This is a genomic window from Pseudomonas sp. P20 (genome assembly GCF_016463925.1).
In the GTDB taxonomy this organism is placed as follows: Bacteria; Pseudomonadota; Gammaproteobacteria; order Pseudomonadales; family Pseudomonadaceae; genus Pseudomonas; species Pseudomonas aeruginosa.
Genome location: NZ_JAEMVM010000026.1, coordinates 1 through 15,570 on the forward strand (window position 1 = coordinate 1; position 15,570 = coordinate 15,570).

Here is a 15,570-nt window from a genome sequence, read left to right on the forward strand (position 1 = left end):
TGACCTGGTAGGTCAGGCTCGGGTCGGCATCGCCATAGACCTTGGTCTTGGCGTCGGCGATCACATTCAGCAGCGCCTTGGTGATGGTCAGGTTGTTGCCCTGGTAGCTCAGATCGTAGTTGCCGCTGTTCAATGCCAGGTCGCCCTGGTTGATGCCGTACACGCCGACATTCTCGCCAGCCACGCGGCTCAGGCTGCCGCCGTTGAGCACGGCACCGGCGGTGTCGCCGTTCTTCAGCCCGGACACCTGGTAGGTCAGTGCCGGATCGGCATCGCCATAGACCTTGGTCTTGGCATCGGCGATCACATTGAGCAGTGCCTTGGTGATGGTCAGGTTATTGCCCTGGTAGTTCAGGGTGTAATTACTGCTGACCAGGCCCAGTCCACCCTGGTTGATGCCGTACACGCCGACGTTCTCGCCAGCCACGCGGCTCAGGCTGCCGCCGTTGAGCACGGCACCGGCGGTATCGCCGCGCTTGAGACCGGAGACCTGGTAGGTCAGCGCCGGATCCAGGTCGCCGTAGACCTTGGTCTTGGCATCGGCGATCACGTTCAGTTGTGCCGGGGTGATGCGCAGGTCGTTGCCGACGTAGCTGAGGGTGTAATTGGCCGTGTTGAGGCCCAGCCCGCCCTGGAGTATCCCGTAGTTGCCGACGTTCTCCCCGGCCACCCGGCCGAGGTTGCCGCTCAGCACGCCAGCGGCGGTATCGCTGTTCTTCAGGCCACTGACCTGGTAGGTGAGGGTCGGATCGGCGTCGCCATAGACCTTGGTCTTGGCGTCGGCGCTGACGATCAATTGCGCCGGCGTGACGGTCAGCTTGCCGTCCTGGCGCACCAGTTGGTAACGCTGGCTGAAATACTCGCTGCCATTGGCGTTACCGGTGATCGCGTACTGCCCGACATTCGACGCCTGGGTCGCCGTGGTGCTGGCGGTCGCCTGGTAGAGGTCGTTGAACTGGCTGTTGACGTAGGCGTCGATGGCGTTGATGCCGGACATCGTGGCCGTCAGAGTCGGATTCACATCACCGTAGACGCGGGTAGCGTCATTGGCGGTCAGGGTGGCGGTCTGCTGGCGGGAAAGGATGTCGCCGGCAGTGGTGGTGGTCTTGAACATCTCCACCTGGGCGCGCTCGGCGAAGCTGTTGAACGCTCCCTCGCGCATGAACAGGTCCAGGCGGGTATCGACGCGGCTGGTCTTGCCGCCGAGGCCGAAGATCAGTTCCTCGGTCAGGCCGGTGCCGACGTCGTACTGCAGCTCGTCGGTCACGCCGATCACGCCGCCGAAGCCCTTGACGCCCCAACTGGTGCCCCAGTTTCCGGTCCAGGTGGTGACGCTGCCGTTGCCGGCGGCGACGGTGAACCCGCTGGGCGCACCGCCGTTCGGGGTGGCGGTGACGTTGCTGCCGTTGACCTGGTAGCGCAGGTTGGTCACCAGATAGTCCGACGAGTCGTTGGTCGGGAAGCTGGCGGAACCGCTGACCCGCCGATAGGGCAGCGCGGTGAACACCAGGCGGTCGAACTCGCTGTTGCCGTCGGCGGTCAGCGTGTAGTTGCCGGTGGTGCCGACGCTGTTGGCCTCGAGAATCCGCGTACCGACGCTGGAGACGATGTTCTGCGCGGTGCCGGTCATGCTCTGGTTGATGAACGGATCGAACACCGTGCCGCTCGTGGTCACACCGGTGGCGTTGCTCTGCCGGTACTTGAGCGTACCGTTGAAGGTCTGCAGCGCCAGGTTGCCGGCGTAGTTGTCCCAGGAAGCCAGGTCGATGCTACCGGCGCGGCCGGCGAGGTTGGCGGCGATCAATGCGGTACCGGCCTGCTGGCTGATCTTGCCGGCGGTGCTGGTCTGCATCCACAGGGTGCCGCTGCCCAGGTCGACGATGCCGCTGGTCTGCGGCGTGCCGCCGCTGAGGAAGCTGATGTTGCCGCCGGCGCGGATTGCCAGGCTGCCGTTGCGGAACAGGATCGGCGCAGAGATATCCACCGCACCGGCAGGTCCGGTGGCGATCAGCTCCAGGCCGCGACTGGCGCCGCCCAGGTTGCTGGTGATCAGCGGCGCTTCCACCGACAGCCGGTCGCTGGCGCTGAGGGTCACCTTGCCGCCTGCCAGCGCCCCGGTAACCACCGAGGCATTCACCGTCGCGTCGCCGCTGGCGCCGTTGGCGCCCCCCACCGAACCTGAGGTGCCGCCGGATGCGACGATGCGCAGGGTGGTCGGGTCGAGCAGCCAGGTGCCACCGTTGCCGTAGGGTGCGGCGACGCTGACGTAGGCGCTGTCGGCGATGCTCAGGTTGACCTTGCCGGAGGTCTCCACCAGGCCGCCGTTGCCGCCCTGGGCGCCGCCGCGCGCGAGGATCCGCCCGTCCATGCGGGTATTGCCGTCGGACCAGACCACCGCCAGGCCGCCATTGCCCTTGCCGGTAGCCGAGACGTCGATGCTGGCGCCCTTGGCCAGCGTAGCGTTCTTCGCTCGTGGCAGCTCGCCGCGGCCCTGGAAGTCGCCGCCGATGCGCACGCTGCCGCCCTGTGCGGCGCCGCGGGCGTCGATGCTGGCGGTGCTCGCCAGGGCCACCTGCTGCCCGCTGACCAGCACGTCGCCGCCGCTCTTCGGACCGCTGACGTCGATCTTGCCGGCGACCTGGATGTCCCCGGACTTGCTTACCAGCGCCACGCTGCCCTCGCGCACCTCGGTACCGCGGGCGAGGATCACGCCGGACAGGTTGACCGCGTTGTCGACCACCCGGGAAGCCTGCTCGGCGGTGATCAGCACGCTACCGCCGTCGGCCTGGATCGCGCCGCCGTTGCTGACCAGCGCCTGGGCATCCTGCGGCTTGCGGGTAACCGGGTCGGTCACGGCGATCGACACCAGGCCATCGCCGTAGAGGTCGATGGTCGCGGCGTTGCCGGCGGCCATCGCCACGGTGCCGAGACGGGCGTTGATCACGCCGTTGTTGGCCACGGACGGCGCGACGAAGGCCGCCAGGCCTTTCTCCGCGACGCTGATGCTGCCGTCGTTGACGATCCGCGCGTCGGGGTTTCCGGGCTGGTCGAAGATCAGCTTGCCCTGGCGGAAGTGTTCGTCGCTGATGTTCGCCGTGGTGGTGATCAGGGAGCCCACGTCGACCTTGGCCGAGCCGCTGAATACCACGCCGTTGGAGTTGTAGATGATCACCTGGCCGGGCGCGGAGATGCGCCCGGCGATCACACTTTCCTGGCCTGCGGTGACCCGGTTCAGGGTCGACGAGGTCACGCCGGGCTGGTTGAAGCGCACCGCCTCGTCGGCGGAGACGTCGAAGCCCTTCCAGTTGATGATCGCGCGCTGGGTGCTCTGGTCGATCAGCGTGGTCTTGCCCTGCTGGCTGATCTTGATCTCGTTGGGGTTGAACTGGGCACCGGTAGGTGCCGCCATGGCCGCGTTGATGCTGGCGATGGCGAACATGAGGGTGCTGCTGGCGGCAAGGACGAAACGCCCTTCCCTACCAGCTTTCGAAGAGGTGCGCTTGCCGCGCTGGCTATCCGGACGGACCATGAAAATCTCCCTATCTGCGTGGCGCACGTCAGTTTTCCAGCACTGCATTTCGTCAGTTAAATGACGAAAATCTGAGAAGCAATTCACATTGCGCCTTGTGTGCCAAAAAAATGCCTTTCAGATCAAAAATTGTCCACTTGAAAGGGCGACCGTTCGTCGGAGTGACTCAAAAATGACACTACAGAGGTTAAATATGTAATACCGTCAAAAAACCGACAATACTTTCTGGATAATCACTGTCAAGAAAACCGGAAGACCTCCCTGGCACGCGGGTTTGCTAGGCTAGGCAGCCCCCATCCGCTGCCGCCAAGGAACCGTCCATGAGCCATGCCCTGCGCGCCGTTTTCCTCGACCATGCCTCCCTCGACCTCGGCGATCTGGACATGCGCCCCCTGCACGCCGCCTTCGACGAGCTGCAACTGCATGCCGCCAGCCAGCCGCAGGAAGTCGCCGCGCGGCTGCACGGTGCGCGGGTCGCGATCAGCAACAAGGCGCCGATCGACGCGCAATGCATCGCCGCCTGCCCAGAGCTGGAATTGATCCTGGTCAGCGCTACCGGCACCAACAACATCGATCTCGCTGCCGCTCGCGAGCGCGGTATCGTCGTCGCCAACTGCCATGGCTACGGCACGCCCTCGGTAGCCCAGCACACCCTCGCGCTGCTGCTGGCCTTGGCTACGCGCCTGCCGGACTACCAGCAGGCGGTACGCGGCGGTCGCTGGCAGCAATCCAGCCAGTTCTGCCTGCTGGACTTCCCCATCGTCGAACTGGAAGGCAAGACCCTCGGCCTGCTCGGCCATGGCGAACTGGGCGGGGCGGTGGCGCGGCTGGCGGAGGCGTTCGGCATGCGCGTGCTGCTCGGTCAGTTGCCAGGACGGCCTGCCCGGGCGGACCGCCTGCCGCTTGGCGAACTCCTGCCACGGGTCGACGCCCTGACCCTGCACTGCCCGCTGACCGAGGACACCCGCGGGATGCTCGGCGCCGCCGAACTGGCGCTGATGAAGCCTGGCGCCTTCCTGGTCAATACTGCCCGTGGCGGCCTGGTCGACGAACAGGCGCTGGCCGACGCCCTGCGCGGCGGCCACCTGGGCGGCGCCGCTACCGACGTGCTCAGCGTCGAACCGCCGAGAAACGGCAATCCGCTGCTGGCCCCCGACATCCCGCGCCTGATCGTCACCCCCCATAACGCCTGGGGCAGTCGCGAGGCGCGGCAGCGCATCGTCGGCCAACTGGCGGAAAACGCAGAGGCATGGAAGGCCGGGCGCGCCCTGCGGGTAGTCAACGCCGGCTGAGACGGCGCTGCGGGCACCGCGCACGGATGAACGGCGATCCTCGCCGACAATCCATGCGGGTATGCCAGGCCCAAGCCTGTTAAGATTTCCCATTTTTTCCGGAGCCCGCATGGACCCTCGCAGTGAAGTGCTGCTGCGCCAGCGCCACCTCTTCGCGACCCCGCTGCTGCTGGCCGGCCTGCCCGCCGACGACCTGCTCGCCGAGCTACCGCAGGCCCAGGGCTGGAGCTGGCACGCCGGCGAGCAGGCGCAGTTGGACGCCCGCTTCCCCGACCGTAGCCGTTTCGACACGCGCGCGCCGACCGGCGCCTGGACTTCGGCCGTTCTGTTCCTGCCCAAGTCCCGCGAACTGACCGACTACCTGCTGGCCAGCCTGGCCGCCCGCCTGCCCGGCGGCGAACTCTTCCTGGTCGGCGAAAAGCGCGGCGGGATCGAGCGCGCGAGCAAGCAGTTGGCCGCCTACGGCAAGCCCCGCAAACTGGATAGCGCGCGGCATTGCCAGCTCTGGCAGGTGCGTATCGAACAGGCGCCGGCCGAGCCCGACCTGCACGCCCTGGCCCAGCGCTACAGCCTGCCGCTGGCCGATGGCGAGCTGCAGGTGGTGAGCCTGCCGGGGGTGTTCAGCCATGGCCGCCTGGATCGCGGCAGCGCGCTGCTGCTGGGGCAACTGCAAGCCCTGCCCGGCGGCCATCTGCTGGACTTCGGCTGCGGTGCCGGGGTACTCGGGGCGGTCCTCAAGCGTCGCTACCCCGCCAGTCGCCTGAGCCTGCTCGACGTCGACGCCTTCGCTGTCGAGAGCAGCCGACTGACCCTCGCCGCCAACGGCCTGGACGGCGAAGTGATCGCCGCCGACGGCATCGACGGCGCGCCGCGCGAACTCGCCGCGATCGTCAGCAACCCGCCCTTCCACCAGGGCGTGCACACCGACTACCAGGCCTCCGAGCGCCTGCTGCAACGCGCCGCCGAGCACCTGGCGCCGGGCGGCGAACTGCGCCTGGTCGCCAACAGCTTCCTGAAGTACCCGCCATTGATCGAACGCCACCTCGGCCCCTGCCGGACACTCGCCGAAGGCGACGGTTTCCGCATCTACTCCGCCCGTCGCTCCTGATTTCTGCCTGGAACCCTGTGAATGAAGCTTTTCCTCTCCCTGCCCGCACGCCCGCAGCCAGACCCTTCCGTGGCCACCCGCCGGGAGGCCGCCGATGACTGACCTGAACGCCAGCCAGGGCCAGCAATTGCGGCGGGTGCTCAAGCCGCGCCACCTGAACATGATCGCCATCGGCGGCTCCATCGGCACCGGGCTGTTCGTCGCCTCCGGGGCCACAGTGGCCACCGCCGGGCCCGGCGGTGCGCTGCTTTCCTACGCACTGATCGGGCTGATGGTGTACTTCCTCATGACCAGTCTCGGCGAGATGGCCGCCTACATGCCCGTTTCCGGCTCGTTCTGCACCTATGGCAGCCGGTTCGTCGAAGATGGCTTCGGTTTCGCCCTCGGCTGGAACTACTGGTACAACTGGGCGGTGACCATCGCCGCGGAGCTGGTGGCAGCGCAACTGGTGATGAGTTTCTGGTTCCCCGAGGTGCCGGGCATCTACTGGAGCGCGATCTTCCTGGGCATCATGTTCGGCCTCAACGTGATTTCCGCGCGCGGCTTCGGCGAGAGCGAATTCTGGTTCGCCCTGATCAAGGTAGTCACGGTGGTGATCTTCATCGGCGTCGGCCTGGCGACCATCTTCGGCATCATGCATGGCGTGGAGTCGCCCGGCTTCAGCAACTTCACCATGGGCGACGCGCCCTTCGTCGGCGGCTTCCAGGCGATGGTCGGGGTGGCGATGATCGCCGGCTTCTCGTTCCAGGGCACCGAACTGATCGGCATCGCCGCCGGTGAATCGGAAAATCCGCGGAAGAACATCCCGATCGCCATTCGCCAGGTGTTCTGGCGCATCCTGATGTTCTACATCCTGGCGATCTTCGTGATCGGCATGCTGATTCCCTACACCGACCCGAACCTGCTAAAGAACGATGCCAGCGACATCAGCGTGTCGCCCTTCACCCTGCTCTTCGAGCGCGCCGGCTTCGCCGCGGCGGCCGGGGTGATGAACGCAGTGATCCTCTCGGCGATCCTCTCCGCCGGCAACTCCGGCATGTACGCCTCGACCCGGATGCTCTACAACCTCGCCCTCGAGGGCAAGGCACCGCGCCTGTTCTCCCGCGTCTCGCGCAGCGGCGTGCCACGCAACGCGCTGTACGCCACTACCCTGGTCGGCGCCCTGTGCTTCCTCACTTCGGCCTTCGGCGACAGCACCGTCTACACATGGCTGCTGAACACCTCGGGCATGTGCGGCTTCATCGCCTGGCTGGGCATCGCCATCTCCCACTATCGCTTCCGCAAGGGTTACCTGGCCCAGGGCGGCCGCCTGGAAGACCTGCCCTACCGGGCCAAGCTGTTCCCCTTCGGGCCGCTGTTCGCCTTCGCCCTGTGCATGGTCATCACCCTCGGGCAGAACTACCAGGCGCTGGTGGGCGAACGCATCGACTGGATCGGCCTCCTCGCCACCTATATCAGCCTGCCGCTGTTCCTGGCGATCTGGCTGGGATACCGCTGGAAGAAGCGCGCACGCTTCGTTCGCTACCAAGAAATGGACGTCAGCCCGACCAATACCTGACTCACCCTGCCGCCCAGCGATTCCTCGCGGATCGCTGCGGATGCCGGCACGTTTCCTTGCGATCAGGCTCCCTCGCCGCCCTCCCGGACGAAAGTTTCCGTCCCGGGCTTGCCCAAGCCGCCCGGCTTGGGCAGAATGCGCCCCGTCCTAGGGGAGTAGTCTCCCGCGAGCGCCGCACCGGCCTCGCCCGGCACGCGTCAACACACTTGGTCCGCAGACCATGGCGCGCGCGACCCAAGCCTGCCCAGACAGGCCAAGGGTTTGACAAGACCTATGACACGCACGATCTGACCCGGGGCGGGCAGATGGCGCGTGTCATGGTGATTGGTCGACCCGCCCCTTAGGAAGCCTGATGGAATCGCTGTTCGTCCCTACCCTCATCGTTGCCCTCGCGGAAATCGGCGACAAGACCCAGTTGCTGGCACTCCTGCTCGCGGCGCGTTTCCGCAAGCCGTGGCCGATCATCGCCGGCATCGTCGCCGCCACCCTGGCCAACCATTTCGCTGCCGGCGCGGTGGGCGCCTGGGTCGCCAGCTTCTTCTCGGAAGCCACCCTCAGTTGGATCCTCGCCGCCTCCTTCATCGCCGTCGCCCTGTGGACGCTGGTACCGGACAAGCTCGACGACGAAGAGTCCGGACTGAAGAAATACGGCCCCTTCCTCACCACCCTGATCGCGTTCTTCCTCGCCGAGATGGGCGACAAGACCCAGGTCGCCACGGTCATGCTGGCCGCCCAGTATCCGCATTTCTGGCTGGTGGTGATCGGCACCACCCTGGGCATGCTGATCGCCAACGTACCGGTGGTACTGATCGGCAACCTGGCCGCCGACAAGCTGCCGCTGACCCTGATCCGCCGCCTGGCCGCGGCCGCCTTCGCCGCACTTGGCCTGTACGCCGCCTGGCACGCCGTGCAATTGACCGGCTGGCTCTGAAGGACTGCGCCGCCGGGCCCGGGATGGCTGGGCGGCCAATGCAAAATGCATGGGAACGGCTACAGTTCAGGCAGGCACCGGATGCCTGCCCCACCACTCGCCCTCGAGAGCCGGAGATGCCCTCACACGACCTGAAACGACTCGCCCGCCATCACATCGAGCTGTCCTGGAACAAGGGCCGCATGGCGTTGGTGGAGCAGTTGCACAGCAAGGATTTCCTCTACAAAAGCTCGTTCATCGGCCGTCCCCTGGATACCGCCGGCTATATCCGCCTGCTGCAGGACATCCGCACGGCGATGCCGGACCTGGAGGTCGTGGTCGAAGACTGCATCGGCGAGGAACGCAAGGTGTTCACCTGGAGCACGCTGATCGGCACCATCGTCCGGCCGACCCTGGGCTATCCGGCCAGCGACAAGGTGCTGAGCATTTCCGCGATGGGCTTCTGGGTGTTCAACCCGCAGGGCCAGTTGCAGGAGCTGTGCACCATGTTCGACATGGAGAGCTTTCGCGCCCAGCTGGGACTGCAGACCCGACCCTTCGCGGAAAAAGCGCTGCCCTAGCCAACCGTCCTAGGCATTGAAATAGCCGTTGTCGCGGAACCAGTCGATGGCGCGCAGCAGGGTGTCGTCGAGGGCGGTGGTGGAGAAGAAGCCGAGTTCCTCGCGGGCCTTGCGTCCATCGAGGAACTGCCCGCCAGCCATCACCTCGATGGCGGTTTCGTCGAGCAGCGGCAACTGGCCGCTGACCCGGTAGCGCAAGCGGCCCAGGGTGGCCAGCGCGCGAGCCATGGCCATCGACATCGGCTGCGGCGCAGGCTGGCCGAGCAGCTCGGCGATGCGCCGGGTCAGGTCGGCCATTTCCAGGTTGTGCCCGGTCAGCAGGTAGCGCTCGCCGATACGCCCGCGCTCAAGGGCCATCAGCAGTCCGCGCCCGGCTTCGGCGGCATCGATGACGTTACGCTGGCCGGCGACGTAGTGGGTCATCTCGCCATTGCCGATGGCGGTGATCACGCGCCCGGTAGTCGGGCCGATGTCCAGTTCGCCGAGTACCATGCCGGGAATCCCGATCACCACCGGCAGGCCGTTGCGCGCCTGCTCCCGGGCCTGCTCGTCGAGCGCCCATTTGCACAGCACGTAGGAACTCTTGCCGCTCGGCAGGCTGTCGTAGAACAACCCTTCGTGGCCCGGTAGTCCCTGGGGATGGCGGGGCATGGCATATGCCGAACCGACATAGAGGATGCGCGGCACCCTGGCCTGCAGGCAGGCGGCATAGAACGGGTTGGTCTGGCCCAGCGCGCTGGCCACTTCCTCCTGCCAGCGGCGCGGCCGCGAAGGATAGTAGCCGGCGCTGAAGATCACCCCGTCGAGGCCGCGCAGGGCGCGTTCCAGGCCGGCGTGGTCGAGCATCTCGGCGACCCGGCACTCGGGCTCCAGATAGGCGAGACGCTGGATCTGCGAAGAAGGACGGTGGATCAGCACCAGATCGTGACCGGCGGCCCTGATGGCGCGCGCGGCGTGATGTCCCAGCAGGCCGGTGGCTCCGAGTACGGCGTATTTCACATGAGCTCCAGGGCGTGAGAGTGGCTGTTCGTCCACGGGTCCCGCAAGCGGGTCGGCCAGCAGTCTAGGCCGAACACCGGCGAGATACCAAACAGCAGGTTACGGAAATACACAACAGGCGTTTCCGATGGTAAGCCTGTCGGCGCGCCGGCCGCCCCCCGCGACCGCGCGCCCTGGCCTCACTTGCCGCGCCTGGCCTGCTGGTACAGCGGCATCACCTTGGGAATCGCGGCCTGGAGATTGGCCATCCGCGAACTGTCGGAGGGGTGGGTGCTGGTGAACTCGGGCTGGCTGGCGCCGCCGCTGGCCCTGCCCATCTTCTGCCAGAGGGTGATCGCCGCTTCCGGGTTGTAGCCGGCGCGGGCGGCCAGCTCGAGACCGATCAGGTCGGCTTCGTTCTCGTTGGCACGACTGTTGGGCAGGGTCATCAGGTAGTCGACGCCGGTATTGGCCAGTTGCAGGCTTTCCTGGCCGAGGCCGGCCAGGGCGCCGATCTGGCTGGCCACCTGCACGCCGTAGGCCTTGGACATGGCCTCGCGCCCATGCTCGCGCAGGGCGTGGGCGATCTCGTGGCCCATCACCGCGGCTATCTCGTCGTCGGTGAGCTTCAGCTTGTCGATCAGCCCGGTGTAGAAAATGATCTTGCCGCCGGGACCGCAGTTGGCGTTGAGCTCGTCGCTCTTCACCACATTGACTTCCCAGTTCCAGCCGGTGGCGTCCGGGCGGAAGGCGGCGGTCTGCGGGATCAGCCGCTGGGCGATCGCCTTGACTCGCCGCGCGTCGGCGCTGCTGGTATCGAGCACGCCGGCGCTTTTCGCCTCGCCGAGAGTCTTCTGGTACGACTGGGCGTACATCTGGTCGACTTCCTGGCTGGACAACATGCTGAACATGTATTGCTTGCGGTCGACGCCGACGGCGCCGCCACTGGTGGTGTTCACTGCCTGGCAACCGGCGAGCAGCAGCGCGCCGGCGAGGGTGGCGAATCGGAAGGGATGAGCCATGGTCCTTTGTTCTCCTCTGAAGGCCGAGCGCATGGTAGGCCGCGCCTCGAACGCCGGCAACAGCCGTTGGCGAGGAAATCTCCGACGGCCGATTAAGGATTTGCCGTCCTCCTGCCGATAAGCTCCTCAGAGACAATTCCAACAAGGGTCAGAAGTCCCATCATGAAGCTCAAGTCGATCCAGTTTTCTGTCGCCGCCCTCGCCGGCGCCAGCGTTCTAAGCGTCGTCGTGGTGCTGGTGCTGTACGCCCTGTTCGCCGGCGCGCGAACGCAGGAGCTGGTGCAGCAACGCACCCAGGGCCTGTTGGAGAAGGTCATCAACGAGCGCCTGGTGGCCCTGGCCCGCGCCCAGGTCAGCCAGATCCAGCGCGAGCTGGAGTATCCGCTGACGGTGGTCCACGGCCTGGCCAACAGCACCCGCCTGCTCGGCGAGCCGGGCGCCGACGGCATGCCACAGCTGAACGCCAGCCGCGACGAAATCTCCGCGCTGCTGCGCAGCACCGTGCAGAACAACCCCAAGCTGCTCGACACCTTCATGGCCTGGGAACCCAATGCCTTCGATACCGATGCCGCCTTCGCCGGGCAACCCGGCAAGGGCTACGGCCCGGACGGCCGCTACCTGCCCTGGTGGTATCGCGGCGCCGACGGCAAGCCGATCGTGGAGGCCATGGCCGACAGCATCGATAGCGAAAAGCTGCTGCCCACCGGGGTGCGCGAGAACGAGTTCTATGCCTGTCCGAAAGAGAACAAGCGTCCCTGCATCATCGACCCGGCCCCTTACGAAATGGGCGGCAAGACCGTGATGATGTCGTCCTTCAACGTGCCGATCATGGTCGGTGACCAGTTCCGCGGCGCAGTCGGTGCCGACCTCTCGCTGGCCTTCATCCAGGACCTGCTCAAGCGCGCCGACCAGCAGCTCTACGATGGCGCCGGGGAAATGGCGCTGATCGCCAGCAACGGCCGCCTGGTGGCCTACACCCGCGACGACAGCAAGCTCGGCGAGCCCGCCGGCAGCGTCCTCGACGGCAACGAAGTGGACAACCTGAAAAACCTCACGGTCGACCAGCCGCTCTACGACATCGACGCCGAGCACGGCCACATCGAGCTGTTCCTGCCTTTCACCATCGCCGACAGCGGCGTGCGCTGGACCCTCATGCTGCAGATTCCCCAGGCGGCGGTATTCGGCGAACTGCAGCAACTCCAGGGCGAGCTGAGCGACCAGCGCCAGCAGGATATCCTCGGCATGAGCCTGGCCGGCCTGGTGGTAGCGGCCCTCGGCCTGCTGGTGGTCTGGCTGGTCGGCTACGGCATCGCCCGGCCGCTGCGCCAATTGGTCGGCATGCTCGACGACATCGCCCAGGGCGAAGGCGACCTCACCCGCCGCCTGAGCAGCGAGCGCGCCGACGAGCTGGGCTCCATCGCCAAGGGCTTCAATACCTTCCTTGGCAAACTGCAGAACATGATCGGCCAGGTGGTGCAATCGGTGCAGAAGGTCAGCGACTCCTCGGAGCACACCGCCGACATCGCCATCCGCACCAACCAGGGCGTGCAGCAGCAACTGGCGGAGATCGAACTGGTGGCCACCGCGGTCCACGAGATGACCGCCACCGCCCAGGACGTGGCGCGCAACGCCACCCACGCCGCCGAGGCAGCCAACCACGCGGACCAGGCCGCGCACCAGGGCAAGCAGATCGTCGAAAGCAGCTCGGCGGCGATCCAGGCCCTGGCCAGCGAGATTGGCCGCGCGGTCGGAGTGGTGCAGAACCTGGCCAAGGACAGCGAAAACATCAACGCGATCCTGGTGGCGATCCGCGGTATCGCCGAGCAGACCAACCTGCTCGCCCTCAACGCCGCCATCGAGGCCGCCCGCGCCGGCGAGCAGGGTCGCGGTTTCGCGGTGGTGGCCGACGAGGTACGCAACCTGGCGCAGAAGACCCAGCAGGCCACCGAAGAAATCCAGAGCATGATCCAGCAGTTGCAGCAGGGCACCCGCGACGTGGTGAAGGTCATGCAGGACAGCCAGGAGCGCACCGACGACAGCGTGCGCCATGCGCGCCAGGCGGCCGAGGCGCTGGAATCGATCACCCAGGCGGTATCGGTGATCAACGACATGAACACCCAGATCGCCAGCGCCGCCGAGGAGCAGAGCGCGGTGGCCGAGGACATCAACCGCAACGTCGCCAACATCGGCCAGGTCGCCAACCAGGTGGCCGGCGGCGCCGACGAGGCCTCGCAGGCCAGCGCCGAGCTGACCCGCCTGGCCGAGCAGCAGCGGCGCCTGGTGAATCAGTTCAGGGTCTAGCGTCAGGCCGGGGTCAGGCACTCCGGCCCGTCGGCTTCAGGCTTGTTGACGAAGCCGGCCAGGGCCACGCTGCGCAGGTTCGGCTGGGGCTTGGCGAGCAGGCTTATCAGCGCCGGCAGCGGCGTGTCCGGAGCCAGCCAGGTATCCTGCTCGGCCTCGTCGAGCAGCAGCGGCCGGCGGAACTCGGCGGCCGCCTGGGATACCTGGGCCACGCTGAGCCAGGTTTGTCCATGCACCGGATAGGCCTCCCAGATGCCGGCGAAGAACAACAGGCGCTCGCCGGTGGAGACCCAGTACGGACGCTTGCGCACCCCGCGCCATTCATAGAAGCCGTTGGCCGGCAGCAGGCAGCGGCGCTGCTGGAACGCCTCGCGGAACATCGGTTGCTCGGCGAGGGTTTCCGCCCGTGCGTGGCTGGGCGTACGCGACAGGTCGGTGAGCCAGGCCGGGGTCAGCCCCCAGCGCGCCAGGTCGGCGCGGCGCGCACCGGCGTCCTCGCGAACCATCAGCACCTGGTTCGCCGGAGAAATGTTCCACTGCGCCCGCCAATCCGCCGGAAAGCCCGGCAGGGCCGCCAGCGACGGATTCCAGCGGAACAGGGCGTAACGACCACTCATGCTTGGCACTGCCTGGTGAGGGAAAGCCGCACAGTGTAACCCGAAGCGCCACACTGGCCTTGCCGAACGCAAGCTGAATGAAACCCAATCTTAACTTGACGCGCCTATCCTCCAGGCTTAAGGTGCCGCCCGCATTCTGTAACCCACACAGGAGTCCTGCATTGGACAACAGCCCTAGTCGATTGCGACAGGTCCATCCGGCGAGCTAGTCCAGCAGAACCCTCTGCCACTGCCTCGCCGAACATGGCGGACAGTGGCGATCCGCATCCCGTCCGGGATGACGCATCCCCATTTTCCCTTCGTGTCCCTTCCCTCGCGCCAACCGCGCAGCGGGAAGCCGCGGTCCTGCGCAATCCATCGTCCCTTATCCGCGCGGACCGTCGGCCCGCGCCAGCTCCGGCCGTCGGCCGGCAACGAGGTGAAACATGGATTGGAAAGTATTTCTCCTGCGCGTCGCGGTCGCGCTGGTCCTGGGCGCCCTGATCGGCGCCGAACGCCAGCTGCGCCAACGCCTCACCGGCCTGCGCACCAACGCGCTGGTCAGCACTGGCGCCTGCCTGTTCGTGCTGATGACCCAGGGCGTGCCCGGCCTGGCCGGCGACGCTTCACGGATCGCCGCCTATGTAGTCTCCGGGATCGGCTTCCTCGGCGGCGGCGTGATCATGCGCGACGGCCTCAACGTGCGCGGCCTGAACACCGCAGCCACCCTCTGGTGCACCGCCGCCATCGGCGTCCTGTGCAGCATGGGCCTGCTGCTGGAGGCCACGCTCGGCAGCCTGGTGGTGCTCTGCGCCAACATCCTGTTGCGCGACATCGCCCAACGCCTGAACCGCCAGGACGTGTTGCCGGCCAGCGAGGCCGAGCAACGCTACGAAGTGCAGATCGTCTGCCGCGCCGAGGACGAGATCCAGGTTCGCAGCCTGATGCTGCACAGCCTCGGCAGCAGCGACCTGCGCCTGCAATCGCTGCACAGCGAGGATCTGGACAACCCGGCCAAGCTGGAAGTCCGCGCCGAACTGCTCGGCACCCCCGAAGCTCCGGCGCAGCTGGAACGCCTGGTCAGCCGGGTCAGCCTGGAGAAGGGCGTCAGCTCGGTGCGCTGGCAGGTCTTCGAACTGGCGGCCGACTGAGCGGCGGCCGCCTCAACACAACAGGCTGCCGGGGCCGCAGGGCTCCGGCGGCTCCTCGGCCAACGGGGCGGCGGCGTTGTAGGCGAGGATCAGTTCTCGCGCCCGCTCCGTCTGCTCGTCCACCACCAACAACGCCAGCAGTCCGCCAGGCGGCAGTTCGCCGATGGCGCCGACCAGGTGGCGGCCGCTGACATGGGCGGCGATCCCTTCGCTGGCGAGCATTCCCACCAGCATCTCGGCCTCCAGCAGGTCGGCCGGCTCATATACGCGCTGCATCAGTCATCCTCCCGGCGGACGTTCAGTGACCAGTCCTGCCCATCGGTGCGCAGGTCGAACAGGATCGGCCGGCAGCACACCGGGCAGTCCTCGTAGTACTGCTGGTCGCCGGCGCTCAGGTCGAGCAGCGCCTCGGCCGGTTCCCCGCAGTAAGGGCAGCTATAGGCCTGGCTTTCGAGCATCGCTGCACCCCCCTATGAGTTCCGTTTATAATCGCGCGGTTCAATTTTCGGCCACCCCCTTGGGCGGCCTTCGCAGCATCCATATG

12 protein-coding genes, 1 pseudogene and 1 riboswitch are annotated in these 15,570 nt (G+C 66.8%); of the genes and pseudogenes, 7 read left to right on the forward strand and 6 right to left on the reverse strand.

Features of this window, described 5'->3' with window-relative positions:
- Window positions 1-3,529: pseudogene (cdrA, locus tag JHD77_RS25385) on the reverse strand (two-partner secretion system adhesin CdrA); the annotation flags it as partial.
- A gap of 320 nt (window positions 3,530-3,849) precedes the next feature.
- On the opposite strand from cdrA, the gene JHD77_RS25390 reads away from it, so the two are divergent.
- The 5 genes from JHD77_RS25390 (at window position 3,850) to JHD77_RS25410 (ending at window position 8,978) form a co-directional block, all read left to right on the forward strand.
- On the forward strand, window positions 3,850-4,821 hold the full coding sequence (locus tag JHD77_RS25390) for a 2-hydroxyacid dehydrogenase (RefSeq protein WP_003146034.1): 972 nt from the start codon (window positions 3,850-3,852) through the stop codon (window positions 4,819-4,821).
- A 109-nt stretch (window positions 4,822-4,930) separates the two neighbouring features.
- Complete coding sequence (locus JHD77_RS25395; protein WP_003117439.1) at window positions 4,931-5,929, forward strand: class I SAM-dependent methyltransferase; 999 nt, start codon at window positions 4,931-4,933, stop codon at window positions 5,927-5,929.
- A 94-nt stretch (window positions 5,930-6,023) separates the two neighbouring features.
- Window positions 6,024-7,487 carry an amino acid permease gene (locus JHD77_RS25400; RefSeq protein ID WP_023087815.1) on the forward strand — a complete coding sequence of 488 codons (1,464 nt, stop codon included), beginning with the start codon at window positions 6,024-6,026 and terminating at the stop codon, window positions 7,485-7,487.
- A gap of 138 nt (window positions 7,488-7,625) precedes the next feature.
- Window positions 7,626-7,750, forward strand: a riboswitch (yybP-ykoY riboswitch).
- Window positions 7,751-7,839: 89 nt separating this feature from the next.
- Window positions 7,840-8,418 (forward strand): TMEM165/GDT1 family protein, encoded by a 579-nt coding sequence (locus tag JHD77_RS25405; RefSeq protein ID WP_031756247.1) that lies wholly within the window; start codon window positions 7,840-7,842, stop codon window positions 8,416-8,418.
- Between the two features lie 116 nt (window positions 8,419-8,534).
- Window positions 8,535-8,978 carry a nuclear transport factor 2 family protein gene (locus JHD77_RS25410; protein ID WP_003099368.1) on the forward strand — a complete coding sequence of 148 codons (444 nt, stop codon included), beginning with the start codon at window positions 8,535-8,537 and terminating at the stop codon, window positions 8,976-8,978.
- A 9-nt stretch (window positions 8,979-8,987) separates the two neighbouring features.
- Here the strand turns inward: JHD77_RS25410 and JHD77_RS25415 are convergent, their stop codons facing one another.
- Together JHD77_RS25415 and JHD77_RS25420 are read right to left on the reverse strand one after the other, a co-directional pair.
- The gene (locus tag JHD77_RS25415) at window positions 8,988-10,013 is read right to left on the reverse strand and encodes an NAD-dependent epimerase/dehydratase family protein (RefSeq protein WP_003121034.1); all 1,026 of its coding nucleotides are present in this window, start codon (window positions 10,011-10,013) and stop codon (window positions 8,988-8,990) included.
- 143 nt (window positions 10,014-10,156) lie between these two features.
- Window positions 10,157-10,978 carry a M48 family metallopeptidase gene (locus JHD77_RS25420; RefSeq protein WP_003099360.1) on the reverse strand — a complete coding sequence of 274 codons (822 nt, stop codon included), beginning with the start codon at window positions 10,976-10,978 and terminating at the stop codon, window positions 10,157-10,159.
- Window positions 10,979-11,140: 162 nt separating this feature from the next.
- Between JHD77_RS25420 and JHD77_RS25425 the strand changes: the two genes are divergently transcribed.
- Window positions 11,141-13,279, forward strand: a complete 2,139-nt coding sequence (locus tag JHD77_RS25425; RefSeq protein WP_003099358.1) for a methyl-accepting chemotaxis protein — start codon at window positions 11,141-11,143, stop codon at window positions 13,277-13,279.
- A 2-nt stretch (window positions 13,280-13,281) separates the two neighbouring features.
- On the opposite strand, the gene JHD77_RS25430 is transcribed toward JHD77_RS25425, so the two are convergent.
- Window positions 13,282-13,896, reverse strand: coding sequence for an SOS response-associated peptidase (locus JHD77_RS25430; protein ID WP_031756245.1), 615 nt, complete (start codon window positions 13,894-13,896; stop codon window positions 13,282-13,284).
- Window positions 13,897-14,321: 425 nt separating this feature from the next.
- Between JHD77_RS25430 and JHD77_RS25435 the strand changes: the two genes are divergently transcribed.
- A complete protein-coding gene (locus tag JHD77_RS25435; protein ID WP_003094941.1) occupies window positions 14,322-15,026 on the forward strand; it encodes an MgtC/SapB family protein in 705 nt (234 codons plus the stop codon).
- A gap of 12 nt (window positions 15,027-15,038) precedes the next feature.
- On the opposite strand, the gene JHD77_RS25440 is transcribed toward JHD77_RS25435, so the two are convergent.
- Entirely contained in the window at window positions 15,039-15,302 is a 264-nt protein-coding gene (locus JHD77_RS25440; RefSeq protein ID WP_015648026.1) for a putative signal transducing protein, read from the reverse strand.
- Window positions 15,302-15,484, reverse strand: a complete 183-nt coding sequence (locus JHD77_RS25445; RefSeq protein WP_003094945.1) for a CPXCG motif-containing cysteine-rich protein — start codon at window positions 15,482-15,484, stop codon at window positions 15,302-15,304. The genes JHD77_RS25440 and JHD77_RS25445 overlap by 1 nt, the downstream gene beginning before the upstream one ends.
- Between the last annotated feature and the right edge of the window lie 86 nt (window positions 15,485-15,570).